The sequence below is a fragment of the Aeromonas sp. 82P genome, assembly GCF_051919365.1.
In the GTDB taxonomy this organism is placed as follows: Bacteria; Pseudomonadota; Gammaproteobacteria; order Enterobacterales; family Aeromonadaceae; genus Aeromonas; species Aeromonas veronii.
Genome location: NZ_JBQBEV010000001.1, coordinates 2,255,842 through 2,278,491 on the forward strand (window position 1 = coordinate 2,255,842; position 22,650 = coordinate 2,278,491).

The 22,650-nt window shown below is 60.8% G+C and carries 21 protein-coding genes and 2 pseudogenes; 15 read left to right on the top strand and 8 right to left on the bottom strand.

The window, feature by feature from the left end:
• Positions 1-18 precede the first annotated feature (18 nt).
• A pseudogene (locus tag ACTG2S_RS10385) lies at positions 19-1,189 on the bottom strand (IS3 family transposase).
• A 327-nt stretch (positions 1,190-1,516) separates the two neighbouring features.
• On the opposite strand from ACTG2S_RS10385, the gene recR reads away from it, so the two are divergent.
• Both recR and htpG read left to right on the top strand, forming a co-directional pair.
• Positions 1,517-2,119: a recombination mediator RecR gene (gene recR / locus ACTG2S_RS10390; protein ID WP_005346280.1), complete on the top strand. Its 603-nt coding sequence runs from the start codon at positions 1,517-1,519 to the stop codon at positions 2,117-2,119.
• A 166-nt stretch (positions 2,120-2,285) separates the two neighbouring features.
• On the top strand, positions 2,286-4,199 hold the full coding sequence (htpG, locus tag ACTG2S_RS10395) for a molecular chaperone HtpG (RefSeq protein ID WP_439982464.1): 1,914 nt from the start codon (positions 2,286-2,288) through the stop codon (positions 4,197-4,199).
• 105 nt (positions 4,200-4,304) lie between these two features.
• Here the strand turns inward: htpG and ACTG2S_RS10400 are convergent, their stop codons facing one another.
• The 6 genes and pseudogenes from ACTG2S_RS10400 to pspF all read right to left on the bottom strand — a co-directional run bounded on the left by ACTG2S_RS10400 (position 4,305) and on the right by pspF (position 10,745).
• Positions 4,305-5,090, bottom strand: coding sequence for a peptide ABC transporter ATP-binding protein (locus ACTG2S_RS10400; protein WP_005333681.1), 786 nt, complete (start codon positions 5,088-5,090; stop codon positions 4,305-4,307).
• Between the two features lie 34 nt (positions 5,091-5,124).
• Complete coding sequence (locus ACTG2S_RS10405; protein WP_439982466.1) at positions 5,125-6,123, bottom strand: peptide ABC transporter ATP-binding protein; 999 nt, start codon at positions 6,121-6,123, stop codon at positions 5,125-5,127.
• Positions 6,123-7,016 carry an ABC transporter permease subunit gene (locus ACTG2S_RS10410; protein ID WP_005333677.1) on the bottom strand — a complete coding sequence of 298 codons (894 nt, stop codon included), beginning with the start codon at positions 7,014-7,016 and terminating at the stop codon, positions 6,123-6,125. Before ACTG2S_RS10410 ends, ACTG2S_RS10405 begins: the two co-directional genes overlap by 1 nt.
• Positions 7,017-7,051: 35 nt before the next feature.
• A complete protein-coding gene (locus tag ACTG2S_RS10415; protein ID WP_021231386.1) occupies positions 7,052-8,011 on the bottom strand; it encodes an ABC transporter permease in 960 nt (319 codons plus the stop codon).
• A 2-nt stretch (positions 8,012-8,013) separates the two neighbouring features.
• Positions 8,014-9,608, bottom strand: a pseudogene (sapA, locus tag ACTG2S_RS10420) (ABC transporter substrate-binding protein SapA).
• 108 nt (positions 9,609-9,716) lie between these two features.
• Positions 9,717-10,745: a phage shock protein operon transcriptional activator gene (gene pspF, locus ACTG2S_RS10425; protein WP_005333674.1), complete on the bottom strand. Its 1,029-nt coding sequence runs from the start codon at positions 10,743-10,745 to the stop codon at positions 9,717-9,719.
• A 196-nt stretch (positions 10,746-10,941) separates the two neighbouring features.
• Here pspF and pspA point away from each other — a divergent pair, with 196 nt between their 5' ends.
• From pspA to ACTG2S_RS10485, 12 genes are all read left to right on the top strand, one after another.
• Entirely contained in the window at positions 10,942-11,628 is a 687-nt protein-coding gene (gene pspA / locus ACTG2S_RS10430) for a phage shock protein PspA (RefSeq protein ID WP_005361184.1), read from the top strand.
• Positions 11,629-11,631: 3 nt separating this feature from the next.
• Positions 11,632-11,868, top strand: coding sequence for an envelope stress response membrane protein PspB (gene pspB, locus ACTG2S_RS10435; RefSeq protein ID WP_005333672.1), 237 nt, complete (start codon positions 11,632-11,634; stop codon positions 11,866-11,868).
• On the top strand, positions 11,865-12,269 hold the full coding sequence (gene pspC, locus ACTG2S_RS10440) for an envelope stress response membrane protein PspC (RefSeq protein WP_005333670.1): 405 nt from the start codon (positions 11,865-11,867) through the stop codon (positions 12,267-12,269). The genes pspB and pspC overlap by 4 nt, the downstream gene beginning before the upstream one ends.
• Positions 12,270-12,370: 101 nt before the next feature.
• The gene (locus tag ACTG2S_RS10445) at positions 12,371-13,777 is read left to right on the top strand and encodes a YcjX family protein (protein WP_274160933.1); all 1,407 of its coding nucleotides are present in this window, start codon (positions 12,371-12,373) and stop codon (positions 13,775-13,777) included.
• 53 nt (positions 13,778-13,830) lie between these two features.
• Positions 13,831-14,862: a YcjF family protein gene (locus ACTG2S_RS10450; protein ID WP_274160934.1), complete on the top strand. Its 1,032-nt coding sequence runs from the start codon at positions 13,831-13,833 to the stop codon at positions 14,860-14,862.
• A 157-nt stretch (positions 14,863-15,019) separates the two neighbouring features.
• Positions 15,020-15,814 (top strand): phenylalanine 4-monooxygenase, encoded by a 795-nt coding sequence (gene phhA, locus ACTG2S_RS10455; RefSeq protein ID WP_274160935.1) that lies wholly within the window; start codon positions 15,020-15,022, stop codon positions 15,812-15,814.
• A 52-nt stretch (positions 15,815-15,866) separates the two neighbouring features.
• Positions 15,867-16,205: a 4a-hydroxytetrahydrobiopterin dehydratase gene (locus tag ACTG2S_RS10460; protein WP_005352635.1), complete on the top strand. Its 339-nt coding sequence runs from the start codon at positions 15,867-15,869 to the stop codon at positions 16,203-16,205.
• A gap of 50 nt (positions 16,206-16,255) precedes the next feature.
• Entirely contained in the window at positions 16,256-16,354 is a 99-nt protein-coding gene (locus ACTG2S_RS10465) for a 4a-hydroxytetrahydrobiopterin dehydratase (RefSeq protein ID WP_274160936.1), read from the top strand.
• A 148-nt stretch (positions 16,355-16,502) separates the two neighbouring features.
• Complete coding sequence (gene tyrR / locus ACTG2S_RS10470; RefSeq protein ID WP_005333656.1) at positions 16,503-18,050, top strand: transcriptional regulator TyrR; 1,548 nt, start codon at positions 16,503-16,505, stop codon at positions 18,048-18,050.
• 189 nt (positions 18,051-18,239) lie between these two features.
• On the top strand, positions 18,240-18,797 hold the full coding sequence (locus ACTG2S_RS10475; protein ID WP_110303194.1) for a YfiR family protein: 558 nt from the start codon (positions 18,240-18,242) through the stop codon (positions 18,795-18,797).
• Positions 18,794-20,023: a diguanylate cyclase domain-containing protein gene (locus tag ACTG2S_RS10480; protein WP_005333644.1), complete on the top strand. Its 1,230-nt coding sequence runs from the start codon at positions 18,794-18,796 to the stop codon at positions 20,021-20,023. Before ACTG2S_RS10475 ends, ACTG2S_RS10480 begins: the two co-directional genes overlap by 4 nt.
• A 35-nt stretch (positions 20,024-20,058) precedes the next feature.
• Complete coding sequence (locus ACTG2S_RS10485; RefSeq protein WP_005333642.1) at positions 20,059-20,547, top strand: OmpA family protein; 489 nt, start codon at positions 20,059-20,061, stop codon at positions 20,545-20,547.
• Between the two features lie 95 nt (positions 20,548-20,642).
• Here ACTG2S_RS10485 and ACTG2S_RS10490 read toward each other — a convergent pair whose 3' ends face one another.
• Entirely contained in the window at positions 20,643-21,380 is a 738-nt protein-coding gene (locus ACTG2S_RS10490) for a TerC family protein (protein WP_058056946.1), read from the bottom strand.
• A gap of 120 nt (positions 21,381-21,500) precedes the next feature.
• On the opposite strand from ACTG2S_RS10490, the gene ACTG2S_RS10495 reads away from it, so the two are divergent.
• Entirely contained in the window at positions 21,501-22,616 is a 1,116-nt protein-coding gene (locus ACTG2S_RS10495) for an ATP-NAD kinase family protein (protein ID WP_274160937.1), read from the top strand.
• Positions 22,617-22,650: the final 34 nt, after the last annotated feature.

The following is a 22,650-nucleotide window of genomic DNA, read 5'->3' on the forward strand; positions in this document are numbered from 1 at the left end:
CCCGCCAAGGTGTAGTGGTCAACTAAATCCGGACACTTGGTTAGGCCGAGTCTCGGCTTTTGCTGGCGGTATTCCATCATTGTGTTGATGTGGACGCCGCCAGTTGTAGTAATCCATCAGGTAGTAACTGATATCCCGCTTTGCCTGCCGCAAGCTCATATATCCCATAGCCGGGAGCCACTCTGACTTCAGGCTTCTGAACAACCGTTCCATCGGGGCGTTCCCAGCAGTTGCCACGCCGACTCATGCTCTGGGTCATGCGATAGCGCCACAGTCGTTGCCGAAATGCCCTACTGCCATATTGGCTGCCCTGGTCGGAGTGAAACAACACACCAGAGGGGCAACCCCGCTGCTGATAGGCCATCTCCAATGCTTTGATGGCCAGTGCTGCATCAGGCTTGTCAGACATCGCCCAGCCCACGACCCGCCTGGTATGAAGGTCGAGCACTGCGGCCAGGTAATGCCAACAACCTCCGACCCAGACGTAGGTAATATCACCACACCACACCACACCACACCTGATTGGGTTGCGGAACATCAAATTCACGGACCAGCAGATTGGGAATATCCGGTCGTTCAGACTGTGCCACCTTATAGCGGTGTGCGCCCGGCTGTTTGGATACCAGCCCGGCCTCCTTCATCAGGTTACGTACTTTGAATCGACCAATCTGATACCCCAACTCCCGCATCATCGACATCAAGGCACGGCTGCCAGCCGAATCCCTGCTCTCTTTGAACAAACGGCGCAACTCAGAGCGCTGTTGCATGCGCTCACGGTTAATCGTCCGCCTGCGGGCCAGATAATCGTAAAAACAGGAGGTGGGAACATCGAAAGCGCAGCAGACCAGAGTGATGGGGGCTTGCTCTCTTAATTGGTCTATCAGCGCGTACGTGTGAACTCGTCCGCCATCAAGAGAGCAGTAGCCTTTTTTAGAATGTCCTTCTCACGTTCGAGCCGGTTGATGCGGGCTTCCAGCTCCTGAATTTTTTGCTGCTCCGGAGTCAGTGCTTTTCCGATGGGGGTTGTACCACAGCGTTCGGATTGCAGTTGCTGAACCCAGCAGCGCAGTACGGTTTCACCGACATCCAGTGAACGGCTGGCTTCAGGGACAGAATATTCTTGGTCGAGCACCAGGGATGCGGCTTCGAGTTTGAATTCGGCAGTAAATGAGCGACGTAATCTTGTCATTGAACACCTCAGGTCATGGTGGCGTGTACCACCTAAAATGGTGTCCGGGATGATTAGACCACTACAGTCTTAAAAAGTGGCAATGCAGAATAGTCGATGATTTGCTGCTGCGAATTTGACGCTCACACCACATGCACTGCCAGATTGAAAAGCCCTGATGTTTCCATCAGGGCTTTTTGCTATCCGCGTTTTTAGCGGGCTCTGTGGGCAAGCCGATGGCGATGGGCGGCGGGCTCGGGTATAGTCCTGCGCCAATGGCGTTATCCTGTTTTGCTGACCCGTCGTGGCCCTGGTGGTGGCGAGGGGCAGGCCCGTGTAAGGAGTGTTATGAAGTTCAGTCCCCTGCTCGACGAGATGATGAAAGCCCTGCAGGTGCTGCCGGGGGTGGGGCCCAAGTCTGCCCAGCGGATGGCCTTTACCCTGCTCGAGCGTGAGCGCAGCGGCGGTTTGCGGCTGGCCCAGTTGCTCTCCCGCGCCCTGACCGAGATTGGTCATTGCAGCCACTGCCGCACCTTTACCGAGAACGATCGCTGCGATATCTGCGCCAATCCCAAGCGGGAAGAGAACGGCCTGCTCTGCGTGGTGGAGAGCCCGGCGGACGTTGCCGCCATCGAGCAGACCGGCCAGTTTTCCGGTCGTTACTTTGTGCTGATGGGCCATCTTTCCCCGCTCGATGGTATTGGCCCGGAGGAGTTGGGGCTCGATATTCTGGAGCGCCGCTTGAAAGATGAGGCGATCAGCGAACTGATCCTCGCCACCAACCCCACCATCGAGGGGGATGCCACCGCTTGGTATATCGCCGATATGGCCCGTGCCGCCGGGGTGGAGGTGAGCCGCATCGCCCATGGCGTGCCGGTGGGGGGCGAGCTGGAGCTGGTGGATGGCACCACGCTCTCCCACTCCCTGATGGGGCGTCAGCGTCTCAAATAAGGGGGCGGTATAGGGCTGTATCTTTGCGGCTTGATCAGAAAATCGGCAGTTGAATGGAAAAAGGGGGTGAATGAGCAGGATTGCACATTCGCCCCCTTGATATTTGGATCCCTGTCCCCATCTAGGTTAGGCGTATGTTCAACCCGATGTTTCTGAGGATTGGTCCATGACCCAAAGTGTTCATGCCGAAACCCACGGCTTTCAAACTGAAGTCAAACAACTGCTGAGCCTGATGGCTCACAGCCTCTACTCCAACAAAGAAGTATTCCTGCGCGAGCTGATCTCCAACGCATCCGATGCGGCGGACAAGCTGCGCTTCAAGGCGCTTTCCGATGCCTCTTTGTTCGAAAACGACGGCCAGTTGCGTGTGCGCCTGGTGGTGGACAAAGAGAAGCGTACCCTGACCATCTCTGATAACGGGATCGGTATGACCCGTGATCAGGTGATCGAGCACCTGGGTACCATCGCCAAGTCCGGCACCGCAGAATTCTTCAAAAACCTCTCTGGCGATCAGGGTCGTGACTCCCAGCTGATCGGTCAGTTCGGGGTCGGTTTCTACTCCGCCTTTATTGTTGCCGACAAGGTGACCGTGGTGTCCCGCGCCGCCGGTACTGCTCCGGAGCAGGGCGTGCAGTGGGAATCGGAAGGCGAAGGCTCCTTCACCGTGGCTGACGTGACCAAAGAGGGTCGCGGTACCGACGTTATCTTGCACCTGCGTGCCGAAGAGGACGAGTTCCTCGACGACTGGCGTCTGCGCTCCGTGGTGAGCAAATACTCCGACCACATCAGCGTGCCGGTGGAAATGTACAAAGAGGGCACCCCGGATCGCGAAGAGGATGGTGAAACCATCGTCGGCACCCCGGGTGAGTGGGAGCAGGTCAACCGCGCCACTGCACTGTGGACCCGCAACCCGAAAGATATCAAGGACGAGGAGTATCAGGAGTTCTACAAGCACGTCGCCCACGACTTTGAAGATCCGCTGCTCTGGGGTCACAACCGGGTGGAAGGGGCGCAGGAGTACACCAGCCTGCTCTACGTACCGGCCCGCGCACCGTTCGACCTCTACAACCGTGAGCAGAAGCACGGCCTGAAGCTCTACGTACAGCGCGTCTTTATCATGGACGATGCCGAGCAGTTTATGCCGACCTACCTGCGCTTCGTCAAAGGGGTGCTGGACTCCAACGATCTGCCGCTCAACGTCAGCCGTGAAATCCTGCAGGACAACAAGGTGACTGCCTCTCTGCGCAAGGCTTGCTCCAAGCGCGTTCTGACCATGCTCTCCAAGCTGGCCAAGGATGATGCCGAGAAGTACGCCAAGTTCTGGAGCGAGTTCGGTAACGTGCTCAAAGAGGGCCCGGCCGAGGATTACGCCAACCGCGAAGAGATCGCCAAACTGCTGCGCTTTGCCAGCACCGCTGGTGAAGGCGAAGCCCAGACCGTCTCTCTCGAGGATTATGTTGGCCGCATGAAGGAAGGCCAGCAGAAGATCTACTACATCACTGCTGACTCCTATGCCGCTGCCAAGAACAGCCCGCACCTCGAGATCTTCCGCAAGAAGGGTGTCGAAGTGCTGCTGATGTGGGAGCGGGTGGACGAGTGGCTGATGAGCCACCTGACCGAGTTCGACGGCAAGCAGCTTATCTCCGTCACCCGTGGCGAACTGGATCTCGGCGATCTGGAAGATGAAGCATCCAAGCAGGCGCAGGAAGAGGCCGAGAAGGCCAACGCCGGTCTGGTTGAGCGGGTCAAGAAGAGCCTGGGCGATGCAGTGAAAGAGGTGCGTGTCACTCACCGTCTGACCGACTCCCCCTCTTGCATCGTCACCGACGCCTACGGTATGAGCACCCAGATGATCAAGCTGATGCGAGCGGCCGGCCAGCCGGTACCGGAGCAGAAGTACATTCTGGAGCTCAACCCTGACCATGCGCTGGTGAAGAAACTCGACACCATCGAAGACGAGGCGCTGTTCGGTGAGTGGGTCACCCTGCTGCACGAACAGGCCCAGCTGGCCGAGCAGGGCGGGCTGAACGATCCGGCGAGCTTCGTCTCCCGCATCAACCGTCTGCTGCTGCAAGCCTAAGCAGCAACGCTGGTAACAGAAAGCCCACTGCATGCAGTGGGCTTTTTTGATCCTGCCGAGTGAGCTCGGCGAAACACAGCGGCAAGGGAGGTGGCCAGCGCCTCTCTATTTGCGGTATTCGTTGTTGTAGTTCTGGATGAGACGGCGAGTCACCTCATGCTGGGGATCGGCAAACACCTTGAGGGTCTTGCCGCGCTCCACCACCCGACCTTCGTGCATTACCAGCACCTCGTCGCTGATATGGCTGACGATACCCAAATCGTTGGCTACCAGCACATAACTCAGTCCCATGGTCTCCTGCATCTCCAGCAGCAGGTTGATGATCTGGGAGCGTACCGAGATATCCAGGGTGGAGAGCGCCTCATCGGCCACCACTATCTTGGGGTTGAGGATCAGCGCGCGCGCCAGCGCCACCCGCTGCTGCTGACCGGAGGAGAGCATCTGCGGATAGAACAGGGCGTGGTCCGGCAGCATCCCCACCATACGCAGGGTTTGCACCACCTTCTCACGGCGCTCCTCTTCAGTCATCTCGGTGTTGAGGCGCAGCGGGGTCTCCAGGATCTGGCCGACCCGGATCTTGCGGTTCAGCGAGGTGTTGGGATCCTGAAAAATCATCCGCAGCAGTTTGCAGCGGGTCTGGTAATCGCCATGCACCATCAGCTGGCCGTCGATGGCGATGTCGCCGCTGGTGGGTTCGATCATCCCGGCCAGAATGCGGGCGAGGGTACTCTTGCCGGAGCCAGCTTCGCCGACGATGGCGAGGGTCTGACCCACTTCGAGATCGAACGAGAGGGGCTTGATCGCCTCCACCGCCTGACGACGGAACAGACCGGTGCGGTTCTGGTAGGTTTTGCTAAGGCCTCTGACCTGCAACAGGGATGGCTCGATCACAAGCGGGGCTCCTTCATGGGGGCATTAACGGTCATCATTTTTTTGGCTCCTCCATGTTCAGCGGGAAGTGACAGCTGAACTGATGGCCCTTGATCTTGTTCATCAACGGAGTTTGCACGCACTGCTTCTGGGCATAGGGGCAGCGCGGCCCCAGACGGCAGCCGATGGGCAGGTGTTGCAGCGGCGGGATGACGCCGGGCAGGGTCTCGAGGCGCGACTTGTGGCGCACCAGCTTGTCAAAGTCGGGGATCGATTTGAGCAGGGCATCGGTATAGGGGTGATGCGGGGTCTCGAGGATCTGCTCCCGGGTGCCTACCTCCACCATCTGGCCGCAGTACATCACGTTGATGGTATCGGTCAGGTTGGCGATGGCGGCGATATCGTTACTGATGATCAGGATGGTGGTATTGCCCAGCTTGTTCATCTTGTCCAGCAGTCGCAGGATCTGGGAGTGGGTGGTGGACTCCATGGCGCTGGTGGGCTCGTCGGCTACCAGCAGACGCGGCTGGTTGGCAATGGCCATGGCGATCATCACCTTCTGGCACATGCCATCCGACAGCTCGTGGGGATAGGCGCGCATCACCTTGCGGTGATCCTTGACGCCGACCCGGTGCAGCAGGGCGATGGCCTTCTTCTTGCGCCACTGGAAGCGTTGCCAGAATTGCCCCTCGAACGAATCGGTCGGGATCGCCTCTTCCAGCTGGGTGCCGATCTCCTCGGACGGGTCGAGACAGCTGATTGGGTCCTGGAAGATCATGGCGATCTCGCGACCCATGATGCGCCGGCGCTCCTTGGGAGCCATGGTCAGCAGATCCATGTCGTTGAAGCGCATCCGGTCGGCACGTACCGTCCAGTTGTCCTTCTCGATGCCGACGATCGCTTTGGCGATCAGACTTTTACCTGAGCCGGATTCACCCACCAGACCGCGGATCTCCCCCTCGGTCAGGGTCAGGCTCACCTTGTCCACCGCCTTGACCTTGCCTTGCGGGGTGTCGATCTCGATGGTGAGATTGCGAATATCGAGCAGCGGCATCAGTCGTTCCCCTCTTTAAGTGCTTCGCGAATGCCTTCACCAACTAAATTGGTCACCAGCACGCTGAACAGGATGGCGATGCCGGGCAGGGTGACGGTCCAGGGGGCGAGATAGATAAGGTCGCTCGAATCGGCCAGCATGGTGCCCCACTCCGGTTGGGGAGATTGGGCGCCGAGGCCGAGAAAACCGACCGCCGAGATATCGAGAATAGCTGCCGACAAGGTGCGGGTGGTCTGGGCCACCAGGGTTTCGACAATGTTGGGCAAAATAGCCAGCCGCATGATCCGGAAGGGGGGGGAGCCATCGAGGCGGCTGGCGGTGATGTACTCCTTCTGCATTTCGGCATGCACCGCGTTGTAGGTGGCCCGGATAAAGGGCGGGATCAACGCCAGGGTAATGGCTATCAGGGTATTGCCAAAACCCGGCCCCATGATGGCGACCATGATGATGGCCATCAGCAGGGAGGGGATGGAGAGCAGGGTATCGAGCAGGTGGTGCAGTACGCTCGACTTGAGCCCCTTGCTCATGCCGCCGAGGATGCCGATGGCGGAACCCACCACCATGGCGATCACCACCACGACCAGCGCATAGCCGAAAGTGAGGCGCGCCCCCACCACCAGCCGGGAGAGCATGTCGCGCCCCAGATCGTCGGTGCCGAGGAAATAGTCGATGTTGCCGGTCGCAGCCCATGAGGGGGCCAGCAGCAGCTTGTCGGTGTGCTGTTCATCGATGCCATAGGGGACGACCAGCGGCCCCACCAGCGTGATGAGCAGCAACAGCAAAAAGCACCAAAGCCCTGCCATCGCCAGCGGATTGCGGCTGTAGGAGGCCCACGTCTGCTCAAGGGGCGAGAGGATCTTGAGCTCGGGATAGATGTTCGATTTATCTTGCATAGGATACCTGGCTCCTGGTCACGCCATGAGCGCGTTCAATCTTGTTTGGCATACAACTCTTTGCGCCGTGCCGGATAGATAAGGGTGGTCAGCAACTCGGTGCTGACGCTGGTCAGGATCACGAAACTGGCCACCACCAGGGTCGCGCCGCGAATGGCGGCGTAATCCTGCAGGGCGATGCTGCTGATGAGCCAGCGGCCGATCCCGTGCCACTCGAACACCACCTCGGTGATCATGGCGGAGGTGAGCACGCTGCCCAGTTGCAGACCCAGCAGCGGCAGTACCGGCGGCAGGGCGTTCTTCAGACCATGGCGCCAGACGATCTGCGCCTTGGAAAGGCCCCGGCTCGCCGCCGCCTTGATGTAGTTCTGCTTCATCACGTCGATGAGGGAACTGCGTACATGGCGGATCACCTCGGTGGTAGGCACTACCGCCAGCACCAGTGACGGAAGGATCAGGTGGCGCAGGGCATCATGCAGCGCCGCTTGCCGCCAGGGCTCGTTGCTGAGCAGCACATCGATCACCGCGATGCCGGTAATGGGGGGGACGTCGTAGAGCAGGCTGATCTGCCCGGAGGCTGGCAACCAGCCGAGATCCAGCGAAAAGAGCATTACCACCAGCAGCGCCAGCCAGAATACCGGCACCGCATAGCCGATAAGACCGGCAGTCATGATGGAGAGATCCAGCGTCTTGCCCTGTGACAGGGCCGCCAGGGTGCCGAGGGGAATGCCCACCAGCAATGAGATGGCGAACGCCGCCAGACAGAGGATCAGGGTCGCCGGGAAGTAGTGGCGGATCTCGTCCAGCACCGGTAGCCCGGAGACGCTGGAGAGCCCCAGGTCACCTGCGAAAATGCGGCGCAGGAAGTCGGGATAGCCGCTCCAGAAGCTGAGCTGATTGCCGATCAGCCGATAGTCCAGCAGGTAGGCGACAAAGGTCAGCGCCAGTAGAGTGATAAGCAGCAGGTTGATGCGGCGCAAGGTGTATAGAAGCATGCTTACTCCCTGTGAGCCTGGTTGAAGGAGGTGCCGCCAAAGGGCATCAGCGTCAGCCCCTCGATGTCGCTGCGGCTGACCTGGGTACGCAAGGCGTGCGCCAGCGGGATCAGCGGCAGCTGTTCGTTAAGCAGGGTCTGGGCATAGTAGTAGTTACGCAGCCGGAACGAGAGCTGGGGCGTGGTGACCGCATCATCCAGCAACTGATCGAAGGCCGGGCTACACCAGCGGCTGTAGTTATTGCCCCGCTCCACTGCCGAGCAGCTCAGCAGCTGGCGGAAGAAGTTGTCCGGATCGGCGTTATCGGCAATCCAGCCGGAGAGCAGACTGTCGTACTGCCCCTTGGTGAGGCGGCCTTCGATCACCGGCCACTCCCGTTGCACGATCTTGAGCTTGATCCCGACCTTGGCCAGATCGCTGCGGATCAGCTGGGCGGTCTTGACCGCATCCGGGTTGTAGGGGCGGGCGTCCGGTTGTACCAGCACCTGCATCTCGAACCCTTTCTCCAGACCCGCCTCCTTGAGCAGCTGGCGCGCCCGTTTCAGATCGGGTTTGCGCTCGGGCAGGCTGGGGTTGTACCCCCATGAGAGGGTCGGCAGCAGGCTGTTGGCGGGCAGGCCGGTATCGAAATAGACCGCCTGAAGCAGGTTGTCGATATTGATGGCGCTGGCAATGGCCTGACGCACCTTGACGTTGTTGAACGGCGGCTTGCGGGTATTGAGGGCCAAAAAGGCGACGTTCATCCCCGACTGGACCGAGAGGCTCAGTGCCGGATTTTGCTTGATCACCGAGAGCTGGCTGGCGGAAGGGGTGCTCATCACGTCGCACTCGCCGGTCAGCAGCTTGGCCAGCCGTTTGGCGGATTTGGGGGTAATGTCGTAGACCAGCTGTTCAATCTTGGCATCGCCGCCCCAATAGCCGGGGTGGCGCAGATAGCGAATGAACTCGTTGTGGCGATACTCCTTGAAGCTGAACGGCCCGGTGCCGATGGGGCGGCTATCCAGCAGGGCCGGGGTGCCTGCCTGCAACATCTGCTCGGCGTATTCGGCGGAGAGGATCACCGCATAGTCGCTGGCCAGGGTGGCGAGGAAGGAGGCGTTTGGCTGGTTCAGCTCGAACACTACCGTCTGCGGCCCCTTCTTGCTCACCCGTTTGATCAGCAGGTCTTGCCCCAGGCTGTAGAAGTAGGGGTAATCGCCGCCGGAGACATTGTGGTAGGGGTGCTGCTCGTCAAGCTGGCGGGCATAGGTGAAGACCACGTCATCGGCATTGAAGGTGCGGGTGGGCTTGAACCAGGGGGTATGGTGAAACGTCACCCCCTTGCGCAGGGTCAGGGTATAGGTGAGGCCATCCTCGCTGACATGCCAGTTGGTGGCGAGCGCCGGCTCCAGCGCCAGGGTGTTGGGGTTCACCTCCAGCAGGCGGTCGTAGAGCGGACGGGCACTGGCATCCAGTGTCACCCCGGAGTTGGAAACATGGGGATTGAAGGAGAGGGGGATCCCTCAGCACAATAGATGAGTCCGGTTTTGGAGGCCTCGGGTTGCTTCTGGCAGCCGGTGACCAGCACCAGCAGACCCAGCAGCAAGGGTGTGAGCATTCTCATTGTTGAACCATGTTCTTATAGGGGTTTTGTACGCACGTTTTGATACAAATGTGCCAGCGCGAAGGCTGGCGTGTTGCTGGAGTCGGCATCAACCGCACTCCTTCACTCTTGTTCTGCATCGTTATCGCCATCCAGCAGCTGATATTTGCGTAGCATGCCACGGAACTGGTGATAGCTTAAGGCCAGCAGTTGAGCGGCTTTGCGCTGATTATACTGGGATTGCTGCATCGCTTGCTTGAGTAAATTAATCTCGTACTCCGCCACCGCCTGCTTGAGATCGAGCGGCAAGGCGAGGGGGGATGCAGATTGTACCTCGCTTCGGGCCTCTTGCGCAGGTTGCGTGACCTGTGGTCGCCAGGGGGAATCAAACGGGTTGAGCACCAGGGTCGAGAGCGGCAGCTGGGGATTGCCCTGACGATAGATGCTGCGCTCCACCACGTTCTTCAGCTCTCTCACGTTGCCCGGCCAGTGGTAATCCAGCAGTAGCTGGGTTGCCTTGCGCGAGAAACCGGCAAACAGCGGATAGCCCAGCTCCCGGGTCATGCTGTGGGCGAAGTGCTCCGCCAGCATCAGGATATCTTCCCGCCGCTCCCGCAAGGGGGGGAGGGTGATCACATCAAACGCGAGCCGGTCGAGCAGATCGTGGCGAAACTGCCCCTTGTCGGCCAGCGCAGGGAGATCCTCGTTGGTGGCGCAGACCAGTCGCACATCCACCTTGAGGGGCTTGGCCCCACCCACCCGCTCGAACTCGCCATACTCGATGACCCGCAGCAGCTTCTCCTGCACCCGGGCGCTGGTGGTGGCCAGCTCGTCGAGGAATAGGGTGCCGCCATCGGCCCGCTCGAAGCGGCCCTGATGGCGCTTGGCTGCACCGGTAAACGACCCCGCTTCGTGACCGAACAGCTCGGTCTCCAGCAGGCTCTCACTCAGGGTGGCGCAGTTGATGGTGACAAAGCTTTGATCCCAGCGTGCCGAGAGATAATGTAGGCGGTGGGCGATCAGCTCCTTGCCCGTCCCCCGCTCACCGATGATCAACACGGGTTTGCGCAGCGGGGCGAGCCGTGAGGCCTGCTCAATGATCTCGAGAAATGCGTTGGATTCCCCCAGCAGGCTTTCCGTGGCCGTGGTCATAGTGATCCCTGTCAGTTGTAAAAGCTGGTCAATCTTACCAAAAGTTGGTGATTTTAATCATCTCTTGCGCGAGGCATCTTGCAATCCGGCTATTCTGCCCCATATAAATCAACAAGTTAAATTTTGTTCCAGATTGGCACACAAGTTGCCATTGTCAATGGAGAAACAACGCCATGCCAATAACAGGAGTGCAATCATGAGTATTTTTTCCCGTCTGGCCGACATCATCAATTCCAACCTGACGGCCCTGCTCGACAAGGCAGAAGATCCCCAGAAGATGGTGCGCCTGATCATCCAGGAGATGGAGGACGAGCTGGTCAAGGAACGTTCCAATCTGGCCCGCTTCCTCGCCAGCCAGAAAGAGATTGGTCGTCAGGTCGCCCGTCATCAGGAGCGGGTCGACGAGTGGCAAGCCAAGGCCGAGCTGGCCCTGACCAAAGGGCGTGAAGATCTCGCCCGCGCCGCCCTTATCGAAAAGAAGAAACAGACCGAGTTGTCAGAGACCCTCTACCGCGAGCAGCAAGCGGTCGATAGCGGCATCGAGAAGCTGGGTGAAGAGATCCGTCAGCTCGAAGCCAAGCTGGAAGATGCCCGCGCCCGTCAAAAGGCGATGGCCATTCGCACTGAAGCGGCCAGCAGCCGTCTCAATGTGCAGAGCCAGGTAGCCCGTGGCGAGAGCCAGGCGGTGGTGAGCAAGTTTGAGCGGATGGAGCGTCGCATCGACGAAATGGAAGCGCGCGCCGATCTGGGACAGTCCGACAAGGCGCTGGCGCAGCAGTTTGCCGAGCTGGAAGTTGACGATCAGATAAGCCGCGAGCTGGAAGCGATGCGCCAGAAGCTGGGCCAGGGCGACAGCAAAAGCGAAGGCAAACAGGGGGAGTAACAGATGGAAGATCTGCTGGGCGTATTGATGGTTCCCATGGTGGTCTTCATGGTGGTGGTAGCCCCCATCTGGCTGGTGCTGCACTATCGTGCCAAGGGGCGGATTGGCGCCGGTCTTGCTGATAGCGAGCGGGAACAGCTGCAAGGGCTGTTGGCTCGCACCGAGAAGATGCAGGAGCGAGTGGGCGCGCTGGAATCAATTCTGGATGCGGAAGTACCCGGTTGGAGGAACAAGGTATGAGCAGTGTCAGTCGTGAAGGGCGTAACCTCTATCGTGATCCCCAGCGTGGCAAGATAGCCGGGATCTGTGCCGGTTTGGCTGAGTATTTCGGGGTGGAGACCTGGATCGTGCGGCTGCTCGCCATCAGTGGCCTTATCTTCGCCGGTTTCATCACCTTCACCGCCTATATCGCCGCCTGGTTCCTGCTCGACAAAAAGCCGGTCACCCTCTACTCGCAAGAGGATGCCGACTTTGCCGAGGTGCGGATGAAGGCGCGCAGCTGGCAGGCGGGGATCACCCCTCATCAGGCGCTGGGTCGTATCGCGCAGGAACTTGACGCGCTGGAGCCCAGAGTTCAGCGGATCGAGAAACTGGTGACCTCCAGGGAGTTCACCCTGCAGCGGGAGTTTCGCAAGCTGTAGTTCTTGCTGAAGCACCCATGTCGATGGCGGCGCTTCCCGTGATGCGCCACCATCGACACCAGCTATCCAGATGCAACCACCAAGGGAGAACGGATCAAGCCTTGATACTCAATAAACTGGAACAGAAGTTGACTCGCCTGCAACACAAGGCGAACGACGTGGTGAACCGGGTGCGGGATCGCCATATTCGGCTGGCGGTGACCGGCCTCTCTCGCAGCGGCAAAACCGCCTTTATCACGGCGCTGGTTAACCAGCTGGAACACTCGGCCATCGATGGCCGTTTGCCGTTGTGGGATGCCCTGCGTCAAGGGCGCATCCTCGGCGCCCGCCGGGTGCCGCAGCTCAATGCCCACATCCCCACCTTTGCCTACGAGCGTGGCCTCGACTCCCTGTTTGGCGATCCACCAGCCTGGCCCGAGCCCACCCGCGGCGTGGCTGAGGTACGCCTCGAAATTCGTTATCGCACCCGTCACCCCCTGCGCAAGCATCTGGGGGAGATCTCCACCCTCTACGTGGATCTGGTGGATTACCCCGGGGAGTGGCTGCTCGACTTGCCGCTCCTTGAGATGAGCTACGAGCAGTGGAGCGAACAGGTGCGCGAGCAGCTTCGTCGCCCAGAGCTGCAGGCACTTGCCGCCAGCTGGCTGACACCCGGGTGGCAGGTCGATCAGCGCTTCGAAGAGCGGCCGGTGGCTGAGCTAGCCGAGCGCTACACCGCCTATCTGCACGCCTGCAAACAGGAGTTGGGGTTGCACCTGATCCAGCCCGGTCGCTTCGTCTTGCCGGGGGAGTATGCCGGTGCCCCCATGCTGCAATTTGTCCCCTGGGTGTGGGAGATGCCCGCCGGCGAGCCTGCCGATGGCACCCTCTACGCCACCCTCAGGCAGCGCTTCGAGCAGTACAAGCAGCATCTGGTGCAGGGTTTTTATGAGCAGCACTTTGCCGGTTTCGATCGCCAGATCGTGCTGGTGGATTGCCTGCAGCCCCTCAACGCCGGGGCAGCCAGCTTTGGTGACATGCAGCAGGCCATCGCCCGCATCATGGAGAGCTTTGCCTACGGCAAGAGCAACTGGTGGCGGCGGCTCTTCTCGCCCCGTATCGACAAACTGCTGTTTGTGGCGAGCAAGGCCGATCACGTCACCCCCGAACAGCATGCGCCCATGGTCTCCCTGCTCCAGCATCTGGTGCGCAGCGGCCGCGGCCAGGCCCGTTTCGAGGGGATCACTACCGAGTGTCTGGCGCTCGCCGCCATCAAGGCGACCGAGGTGGGCAAGGGGGTGGCCAATGGCCGCGAGTTTCCCGCCATCCGCGGCACCAGCCTAAGCGGTGAGCCGCTGCTGCTGTTCCCCGGGGAGGTGCCGCCCCATATTCCGCCCGCGCAGTGGTGGAACAGTCAGGGCTTTGATTTTCAGGCGTTTCGCCCCATGCCCATGAGCGCCCATCAGGCGCTGCCCCATATCCGGCTCGATGCGGCGCTGGAGTTTCTGCTCGGGGATCACCTCGAATAACGGTGTGCGGTCTTGGCACCTGAGCCGAAGGCTGCGCACAGGAGAACAATGCGATGAACGATCAGATAAAAGAGCGGCCACCGCTGCAGGGCAAGGTGATCCTTGAGCCTGCCATGACGGTGGCCAGTGACGAGCGACCGCCCGCAACGGCCCAGCGGCTGGAGGAGGCGAGCTTCGAGCGCCTCGACGAGCTGGACGATTTCACCGAGGTGGAGAGCGCCCTCGTCAGCAAACCGCGTCGCCGTCATCGGCTGCTGGCGTGGGGGCTGGGGGCGGTCGGTCTGCTCTCGTTGGGCCAGTATGGCGCCTTTCTTTACGATCAATTCCTCACCACCCCGCTCTGGGGCAGCGCCTGGCTTGCAGCCTCGGCGCTGGTGGCGGCGGGTACCGCCAGCGTGGTGGGGCGCGAGTGGCTGCGGCTGCGCACCCTCAAGCGGCGTCAGGATGTGCGCTCGCGAGCAGAAGATCTGCTTGCTCATCAGGGAGTCGGGCAGGGGCAAGCCTTTTGCGAAGGGTTGGCGGTCAAAAGTGGCGACAAGGGGCGCGAGGGGTATCAGACCTGGCTGGCCCAGCTCGACGAGAGCCACAGCGATCGGGAAGTGCTGACCCTCTATAGCCAGCTGGTGCTCGCCGAGCGCGACAAGCTGGCACAGGCGCGGGTGGCCAAATGGTCGGGGGAGGCCGCTGTGCTGGTGGCGCTCAGCCCGCTCGCCACCGTCGACATGATGCTGATGTTGTGGCGCAACCTGCGGATGATCGAGGATATCGCCGATGTCTATGCCATCGAACTTGGCTACTGGAGCCGCATACGCCTCATCCGTCAGGTGTTTCGTAACATGCTCTACGCCGGTGCCACCGAGCTGGTGACCGAGGTGGGGATGGACTTGCTGGGCGCCGAGTTTGCCGCCAAGCTCTCTGCCCGCGCCGCACAAGGGGTGGGGGCCGGGCTGCTCACCGCTCGCCTTGGCCTGCGCACCATAGAGGCGTGCCGCCCGCTGCCCTGGTGTGCGGACGAGAAACCCAAACTCGGCGAGTTGCGCAAGCGGCTGATCGGCCAGCTGGCGGGGTATCTCAATAAGCCTTGATGGCTGCTGGAGATTAATAGCGGTTGTCACAATTTATTTACAACTGTTTCCGGCAGCCGACTCATGGGTCGGCTGCTTTTTTTGTTGCCATTTCGTTACATTGAAGCCGTGATGAAACGGCAAGGCGCCTGATGTGGCGCCAGAGGATGGAACCGCTATGGCAACCTTCTACACCGCCCACCAGCCGGATGCTGACGGGGTGATCCACTACAGCAACGAAGAGCACGGTACCTGGCAGATCCTGATCGAACGTCAGTTCGCCGCTCTTGCTGGCAAGGGGTGTGACGAGTATCTGGCCGGTCTCGACAGACTGGGGCTGCCCCGTGATCGCATCCCCCAGCTGGCCGAGATCAACGCCGTCTTGCAGCCTGCGACCGGCTGGTCGGTGGCGGCGGTGCCTGCGCTTATCTCGTTCGATCGCTTCTTCGCCCTGCTGGCCAATCGCCAGTTTCCGGTGGCCACCTTTATCCGGCGCCGGGACGAGCTCGACTACCTGCAAGAGCCGGATATCTTTCACGAGATCTTCGGCCACTGCGCCATGTTGACTAATCCGGCCTTTGCCCACTTCACCCACCTCTACGGTCAGTTGGGGCAGCAGGCGAGCAAGGAGCAGCGAGTTTTTCTGGCGCGGCTCTACTGGTTCACCGTGGAGTTTGGCCTCTTGGCAACGCCGGACGGGCTGCGTATCTACGGTGGCGGTATTCTCTCCTCCATCGGCGAGACCGCTTATGCCCTTTCCGGCAAGCCGCTGTTGCAACCCTTCGATCTAATGACTGTGCTGCGCACCCCGTATCGCATCGACATCATGCAGCCCACCTATTTTGTGCTGCCGAGTCTCGATCATCTCTACCAGCTGACCGGGGAGGAGATCATGGCTGCTCTGGCGGAGGCCAGTCGGCTTGGTCTCTATCCGCCGCGCTTTGAGGTTGCCGCTGGCAAACAGGCGAGCTGACCAAAAGCAAACAACCCTATTTCATTTTCATTAATTCAAGCAGGAGTAACCCATGTCCGAACTGGCCAGCCAACAGTGTGAAGCGTGTCGCGCCGATGCCCCCAAGGTGAGCGATGAGGAGCTGCGCGAGCTGATGCAGCTTATTCCCGACTGGCAGCCGCTGGTGGAGGAGGGGGCGCTGCAACTGCGGCGGGAATTTACGTTTCGCAACTTCAAGGAGGCGCTGGCCTTTACCAACCGCCTGGGCGAGCTGGCGGAAGCGGAGTTCCATCATCCGGCCATCCTGACCGAGTGGGGGAAGGTGACCGTCAGCTGGTGGACGCACAAGATCGGCGGTTTGCATCGCAACGACTTCATCATGGCTGCGCGTACAGATCAATTGCCCAGATAATCTGAGAACAGGTTGAGGCGGAGTATCCCCCTTCCTGCATTTCTGACCGAATGGGGAAGGTGACCGTCAGCTGGTGGACCCACAAGATCGGCGGTTTGCATCGCAACGACTTCATCATGGCGGCGCGCACCGATCAGTTGCTCCGGTAATCGCACCCCACACCAGCGTCATCGGTTGACCCGGGCCTGCCTGCGAAAGCGGGGCAGGCCCGCATTTTTATGGGCTGGCGCTCGCACTGGGGGGATCGAGACTGTATTATCCGCTCATTCATAGAGTTAGCTAGGAAGTGTGTCCCGAATGCGTCTTGAAGTCAGCTGTGAAGACCGCCTGGGCCTGACCCGGGAACTGCTCGACCGCTTGGTGGAGCACAATATCGATCTGCGCGGCATCGAAATCGATACCTCAGGCATCATCTATCTCAACTTTCCCGAGCTGGAGTTCAGTGATTTTCAGCATTTGATGCCGGAGATCCGCCGCATTCCCGGCGTCTACGACGTCAAGACCATCCCTTACATGCCTTCCGAGCGAGAGCACCACGAAATCGAGGCGCTGCTCAAGGCGCTGCCGGATCTGGTTTTCTCTCTCGACAGCAAGGGCAAGGTGACCCAGGCCAACCAGTCGGCACTCACCACCCTCGGCTTGCCGGTGGAGGAGGTGCGCGGCGTGGCGCTCGGTTCGCTGGTCAAGGGTTTCTCCTTTACCCGCTGGCTGGAGGCGAGCGAGATCAAGCCTCAGACCTGCAAGCTCAGTTTCAATGGCGAAGAGTATCTGGCAGATCTGATGCCGCTGTTCGTGGCAGAAGCCCGCGGCAAGCAGGCGCTGGCCGGTGCCGTGGTGGTGCTCAAATCTGCCCGTCGGGTCGGCCTGCACTTCAGCGCGCTCCATGCGGTGGAAGTGGGGGGCTTCGAGCATCTGCAGGCCGAGAGTCCCAAGATGAAAGAGGTGCTGTCGCAAGCGCGTAAACTGGCGATGCAGGACGCGCCGCTGCTGATCGTCGGCGAGACCGGCACCGGCAAGGAGCTGCTGGCCCGTGCTTGTCACGGGGCCAGCCTGCGCTCTAGCCACCCCTTTATGGCCCTCAACTGCGCCGCCATGCCCGATAACGTGGCCGAGAGCGAGCTGTTTGGTTATGCCCCCGGCGCCTTTGGCAACAACACCGAGGGCAAGCGCGGCGTGCTGGAGCTGGCGAGCGGCGGCACCCTGATGCTGGACGAGATCGGCGATATGTCTCCCCATCTGCAGACCAAGTTCCTGCGGGTGTTGCAGGATGGGGTGTTCCGCCGGGTCGGTGACGAGCAAGAGGTGAAGGTCAACGTGCGTTTCATCTGCACCACCCAGAAGCAGTTGCTGGATCTGGTGCACGAAGGAACCTTCCGCGAGGATCTCTACTATCGCCTCAACGTGCTCAGTCTGGCGCTGCCGCCCCTGCGCGAGCGCAAAGCAGACATCATGGTGCTGGCCCAGCAGTTTGTCTCCCGCTTTGCCAGCGAATTGCAGCGTCCGCGCCCGCGCTTTACCCGCAACATGGCCGACTACCTGACCGCCTACCGCTGGCCGGGCAACGTGCGTCAGCTGCGCAACTGTCTCTACCGTGCCATGACCCTGCTGGAAGGGGATGAACTGGGGCCCGAGCAGATCGACCTGCCGGTGGCGGCCGATACCATGCCGCTGATCGACGAGTGGTTTGAGGGGAATCTCGACGATGCGGTGAAGCGCTTCGAGAGCCAGCTGCTGGCCCGGCTCTATCCCGCCTTCCCATCGACGCGCCAGCTGGCCAAACGCCTGGGCGTGTCGCATACCGCCATCGCCAACAAGCTGCGAGAATACGGCATCAGCAAGAAGTGATTTCCGTCTTGTTGCCTGCCACCAGAGAGCCCTTTACCAGACGGGCTCTCCGTTTTCTTTACACGAACTCGGTAGTTGATGGCGGGGTGAGACTTGTCAGGCCAGTGTCAGCCAACTTACTATCTGGGTTCATGTACCCGAACCGCAATGCCATAGCAGCGGTATTGTCAAGGCGACTACCTCCCGATCATGCTGTTACTCTTTCCCCCCCGTTTAACTGCCCGTCTGGCGCTCCTGTTGGTTGCGTTTGGCCTGCTGTTGCCCCGCGCGCTGGCGGAAACGGCCGCAGAGAGCCGGGCGACGGCGGTCAGGGAGCTGGTGCTCGATATCATGAGTTACACCCGCTGGCCCACCGAGCCTGCGGTGCTGCGTATGTGCGTGGCGGCGCCGACCGAATATGCCGGCGCCCTCTTTACCATCGATCGTCAGGCCAATGGCCGTACCGTGCAGGTCCATCGTTACGAGGCGAGCGATCCGGCCATCAGCGATCACTGCGATGTGCTCTATCTGGGGGTGCTCGACGAGCCGACCCGGATTGCGCTGTTTGCCCGCCTGCAGGGACACCCAGTGCTCAGCATCAGCGAATACAACCACGACTGCTCCACCAGCTCGGTGTTCTGCCTGCAGACCTCGCCGGACAGCGTGCGGGTGCGGTTTAAAGTAAACCTCGATGCCCTGGCCCTGAGCGGCGTGCGGGTGCATCCCGCCGTGCTCAAGCTGGCCCATGCCGACAAGGGGGTCCCATGAGACGACAGGTGAGCGCGGCTCCCCGCCGTCTGACCCTGCGTCAGAGCCTGGGGCGAACCCATCTGGTGGCCGCCATCACAGCGGTCAGCGTGGCAGGACTCTTTTTTACTCTGGTGGCCCTGCTGGTAGTGCGTTTTTACGCCGACCACAATCTGGAGCTGGTAGCCCGCGCCATCAGCTACAGCGCCGAGGCGGCGGTGGTGTTCCACGATGAGGAGGCGGCGAGCGAGGCGCTCAGTGGCATCGTTGCCAAGGAAGAGGTGGCCCAAGCCACTATCGTGCTGACCAACGGTCAGCTGCTTGCCAGTTGGGAGCGCCCCAGAAGCAACCCGCTGGTGACGCTCGAAGACTATCTGGCCCAACTGCTGATGCCGGGGCCTGTCAAGCTCCCCATGCTGCGGGGTGGTGAGCAGATCGCCACCATCGAGCTGCGCGGCCACGGTGAATATCTGTTGCTGTTTTTGCTCTCGGCGCTGCTGGCGATGGTGGTTTGCCTGATGCTGAGCGCCATGGTGGCACTCTATGTGGCTGACCGGATGCAGGTCTCCATCACCGCACCGCTGCGCAAACTGGCACTTGTCGCCCACTCGGTACGTCGACAACGCACCCTGGGGATGCGGGCGCCACCGGCCGATATTGTCGAGATTAACGAGCTGGGGGATGACTTCAACTCCCTGCTGGACGAGCTGCAAGCCTGGCAGGCCCAGCAGGCCCGCGAAAATGCCAGCCTGCTCCATCAGGCGACTCACGATGCCCTCACCGGACTGCCCAATCGCGCCCTGTTTGAAGCGCGGCTCGCGCAGGCCATCTCCCTCGGCGAGCAAGAGGGGTTTGCACTGCTCTATCTCGACTGCGATCGCTTCAAGCAAATTAATGACACGCTGGGGCACAACGCCGGTGACGATGTGCTGATCGCGCTCTCAAGACGGGTACAACATCAGCTGCGTCCGGATGATCTGGTGTTTCGCCTCGGTGGTGACGAGTTTGCGGTGCTGGTTGGCCCACTCCAGCGACAGCATGAGGTGGAAGAGGTGATTGGCCGCATCCAGCAGGCGATGAGCGAACCGGTGGCGCTGCGTGATGGTCGTCAGCTGGTGGCAGAGGTGAGTGTCGGCTTTGCCGTCTATCAGGCGGGCATGAGTGCCAGCGTGCTGTGTGATCAGGCCGATGCAGCCATGTATCTGGCGAAACGGGCGCGCCGCAGCGAACAGCAAACCATCGCCTGACTGGCAAGAATAACAACATAAACAAGGAGCAAACCATGAAGATCACCCACCTGTTGAAAGTGACCCTGCTGGGGTTGATGTTGTCACTGCTGGCCGGTTGCCAGAGTGCCCCCAAAGGGTTGACCCCGGAGCAAATCGCCGTGCTCAAGGAGCAGGGCTTTTATCTGACCGATGAGGGGTGGACGCTGGATCTGGCCAACCGGGTGCTGTTTGCCAACAACGTGGGGGCGCTCAATCCCCAGACTCGCCAATCCGTTGAAAAACTGGGTAAAACACTGCTTGGCGTAGGGTTGGACAAGGCGCGGGTGGATGGGCACACTGACAATACCGGCGAGAGCAGCTACAACCAGCAACTCTCCCTGAAGCGGGCCCAGTCGGTGGCCGATGTGCTGGTCTCGGTCGGCATGAAGCCAGCCAATCTGGAGATCCATGGCCGTGGCGAGACCATGCCGCTGGCGGATAACAAGACCAGAGAGGGCCGGGCCGCCAACCGCCGGGTTGCCATCGTCATCAGCGATCAATAACCCTTTTATCGTGTCGTTACCCATAAAAAAGAGCGCCCGACCGGCGCTCTTTTTGATCGCGACAGCTGGGGTCGCGAGGGCATGTGGGGGCAGGGTTACTGCGCGCTATTTTGCCCGTTATTGTCGTGATGGCTGCGCAGGCGGATGTTGATCATCTCCACCACCAGCGAGAAGGCCATGGCGAAGTAGATGTAGCCCTTCGGAATGTGCAGGTCCATCCCCTCGGCCATCAGGGCGAAACCCACTAGGGTGAGGAAGGAGAGGGCCAGCATCTTGATGGTGGGGTGGGCATCGACAAAATCACCGATGGATTTGGCGGCAAACATCATGATGAGGACGGCAATCATGATGGCCAGCACCATCACCGGCACGTGATCGGCCATGCCGACCGCGGTGATCACCGAGTCGAGGCTGAAGACGATATCGAGGATGGCGATCTGGATCAGGGTGCTGATAAAGCCCGAGGCCGCTTTGCTGACGCTTTCCGGCTCGGCCGCCCCTTCCAGGGTGACGTGGATCTCGTGGGCACTCTTGCCGATGAGGAACAGGCCCCCCAGCAGCAGGATCAGATCGCGGCCGGAGATGGCTTCACCCAGCACGGTGAAGAGCGGATCGGTGAGGCGCATCACCCAGGCCAGCGAGAGCAGCAGCAGGATCCGGGTGCCCATGGCGAGCCCCAGACCCAGAATGCGCGCTTTTTGACGCTGCGCCTCCGGCAGGCGACCTACCAGGATGGAGATAAAGATGATGTTGTCGATGCCCAGCACGATCTCGAGCAGGGTAAGGGTGGCGAGTGCGACCCAGGCAGAGGGATCAAGAACCCATTCCAGCATGATTGAACCTTGGTTGAAAATTGGTTGGAAAATTGAAGCAGCGCATTCTAGCAGGGGCGCCACTGCTTGTCCCAGAGGGGGGAAAAGATAAAAATGGTGGCCATCGCAAGGGAGGCTGGCATGTTTCGATTAGGGTTCATTATTAATCCGGTCGCCGGGATTGGCGGTGCAGTGGGGCTCAAGGGCAGTGACGGTGTGGTTGCCGAGGCGCTGGCCCGAGGCGCTGTGCCCAAGGCGCAGGAGCGGGCGCGGCAAGCTCTGTTGCCACTGTGCGAGCTGAGCGTCCCGTTTGAACTGCTGACGGTGGCGGGAGAGATGGGGGAGGCGGTGGCCCGCGAGCTGGGGTTGCCCTGTCGGGTCATCTATCAACCGGCCGGGGAGAGCACCTCGGCTGACGATACCCGCCACGCTGCAGAGCTGATGTGCGAAGCCGGGGTCGATCTGCTGCTGTTTGCCGGTGGCGATGGCACGGCGCGGGATATCTGCGCCGCGGTGGGGGAGTCTTGCCATGTGCTCGGCATTCCCGCGGGGTGCAAGATCCACTCCGGCGTCTACGGGGTGACGCCCGCAGCCAGCGGGCGGGTGGTGGCGCGGATGATTGCAGGGGAACTGCTCAGCCTGATCGATGCCGAGGTGCGCGACATCGACGAAGAGGCGTTTCGCGCGGGCAAGGTGCGGGCCCGCCACTACGGCCAGCTGAAGGTGCCCAGCGATCTGCGTTACGTACAGGCGGTAAAACAGGGGGGCAAGGAGTCCGAAGAACTGGTGCTGGCGGATCTCGCCGCCGGTGTGGTGGAGCAGATGGAGCCCGATACCCTCTATCTGATGGGCTCCGGCAGCACGGTGGCAGCCTGTATGGCAGAGCTCGGTCTGGAAAATACTTTGCTCGGTGTGGATCTGGTGGAAAATGGCCGACTTATCGGGCAGGATCTCAGCGCCGCCGAGATCCTGACCCGGGTCCGCGGCCGTCGCTGCCGACTGATCATTACCCTGATCGGCGGACAGGGACATCTGTTCGGGCGCGGAAATCAGCAATTGAGTCCTGAGGTGATTCGGTGTGTCGGGCTGGACAATATCCAGGTGCTGGCAACCAAAGCCAAGCTTGCCGCCCTTGCGGGCAGGCCGCTGCTGGTGGACACCGATGATCCCGAATTAAACCGGGCGTTGCGTGGTTATCTGCGAATAACCACGGGATACAAGGATCAGGTCATCTACCCGGTGGCCAACCCGAAATAGGACGCCAAGGACGCTGCTGGCCTGGCGCCAGAGA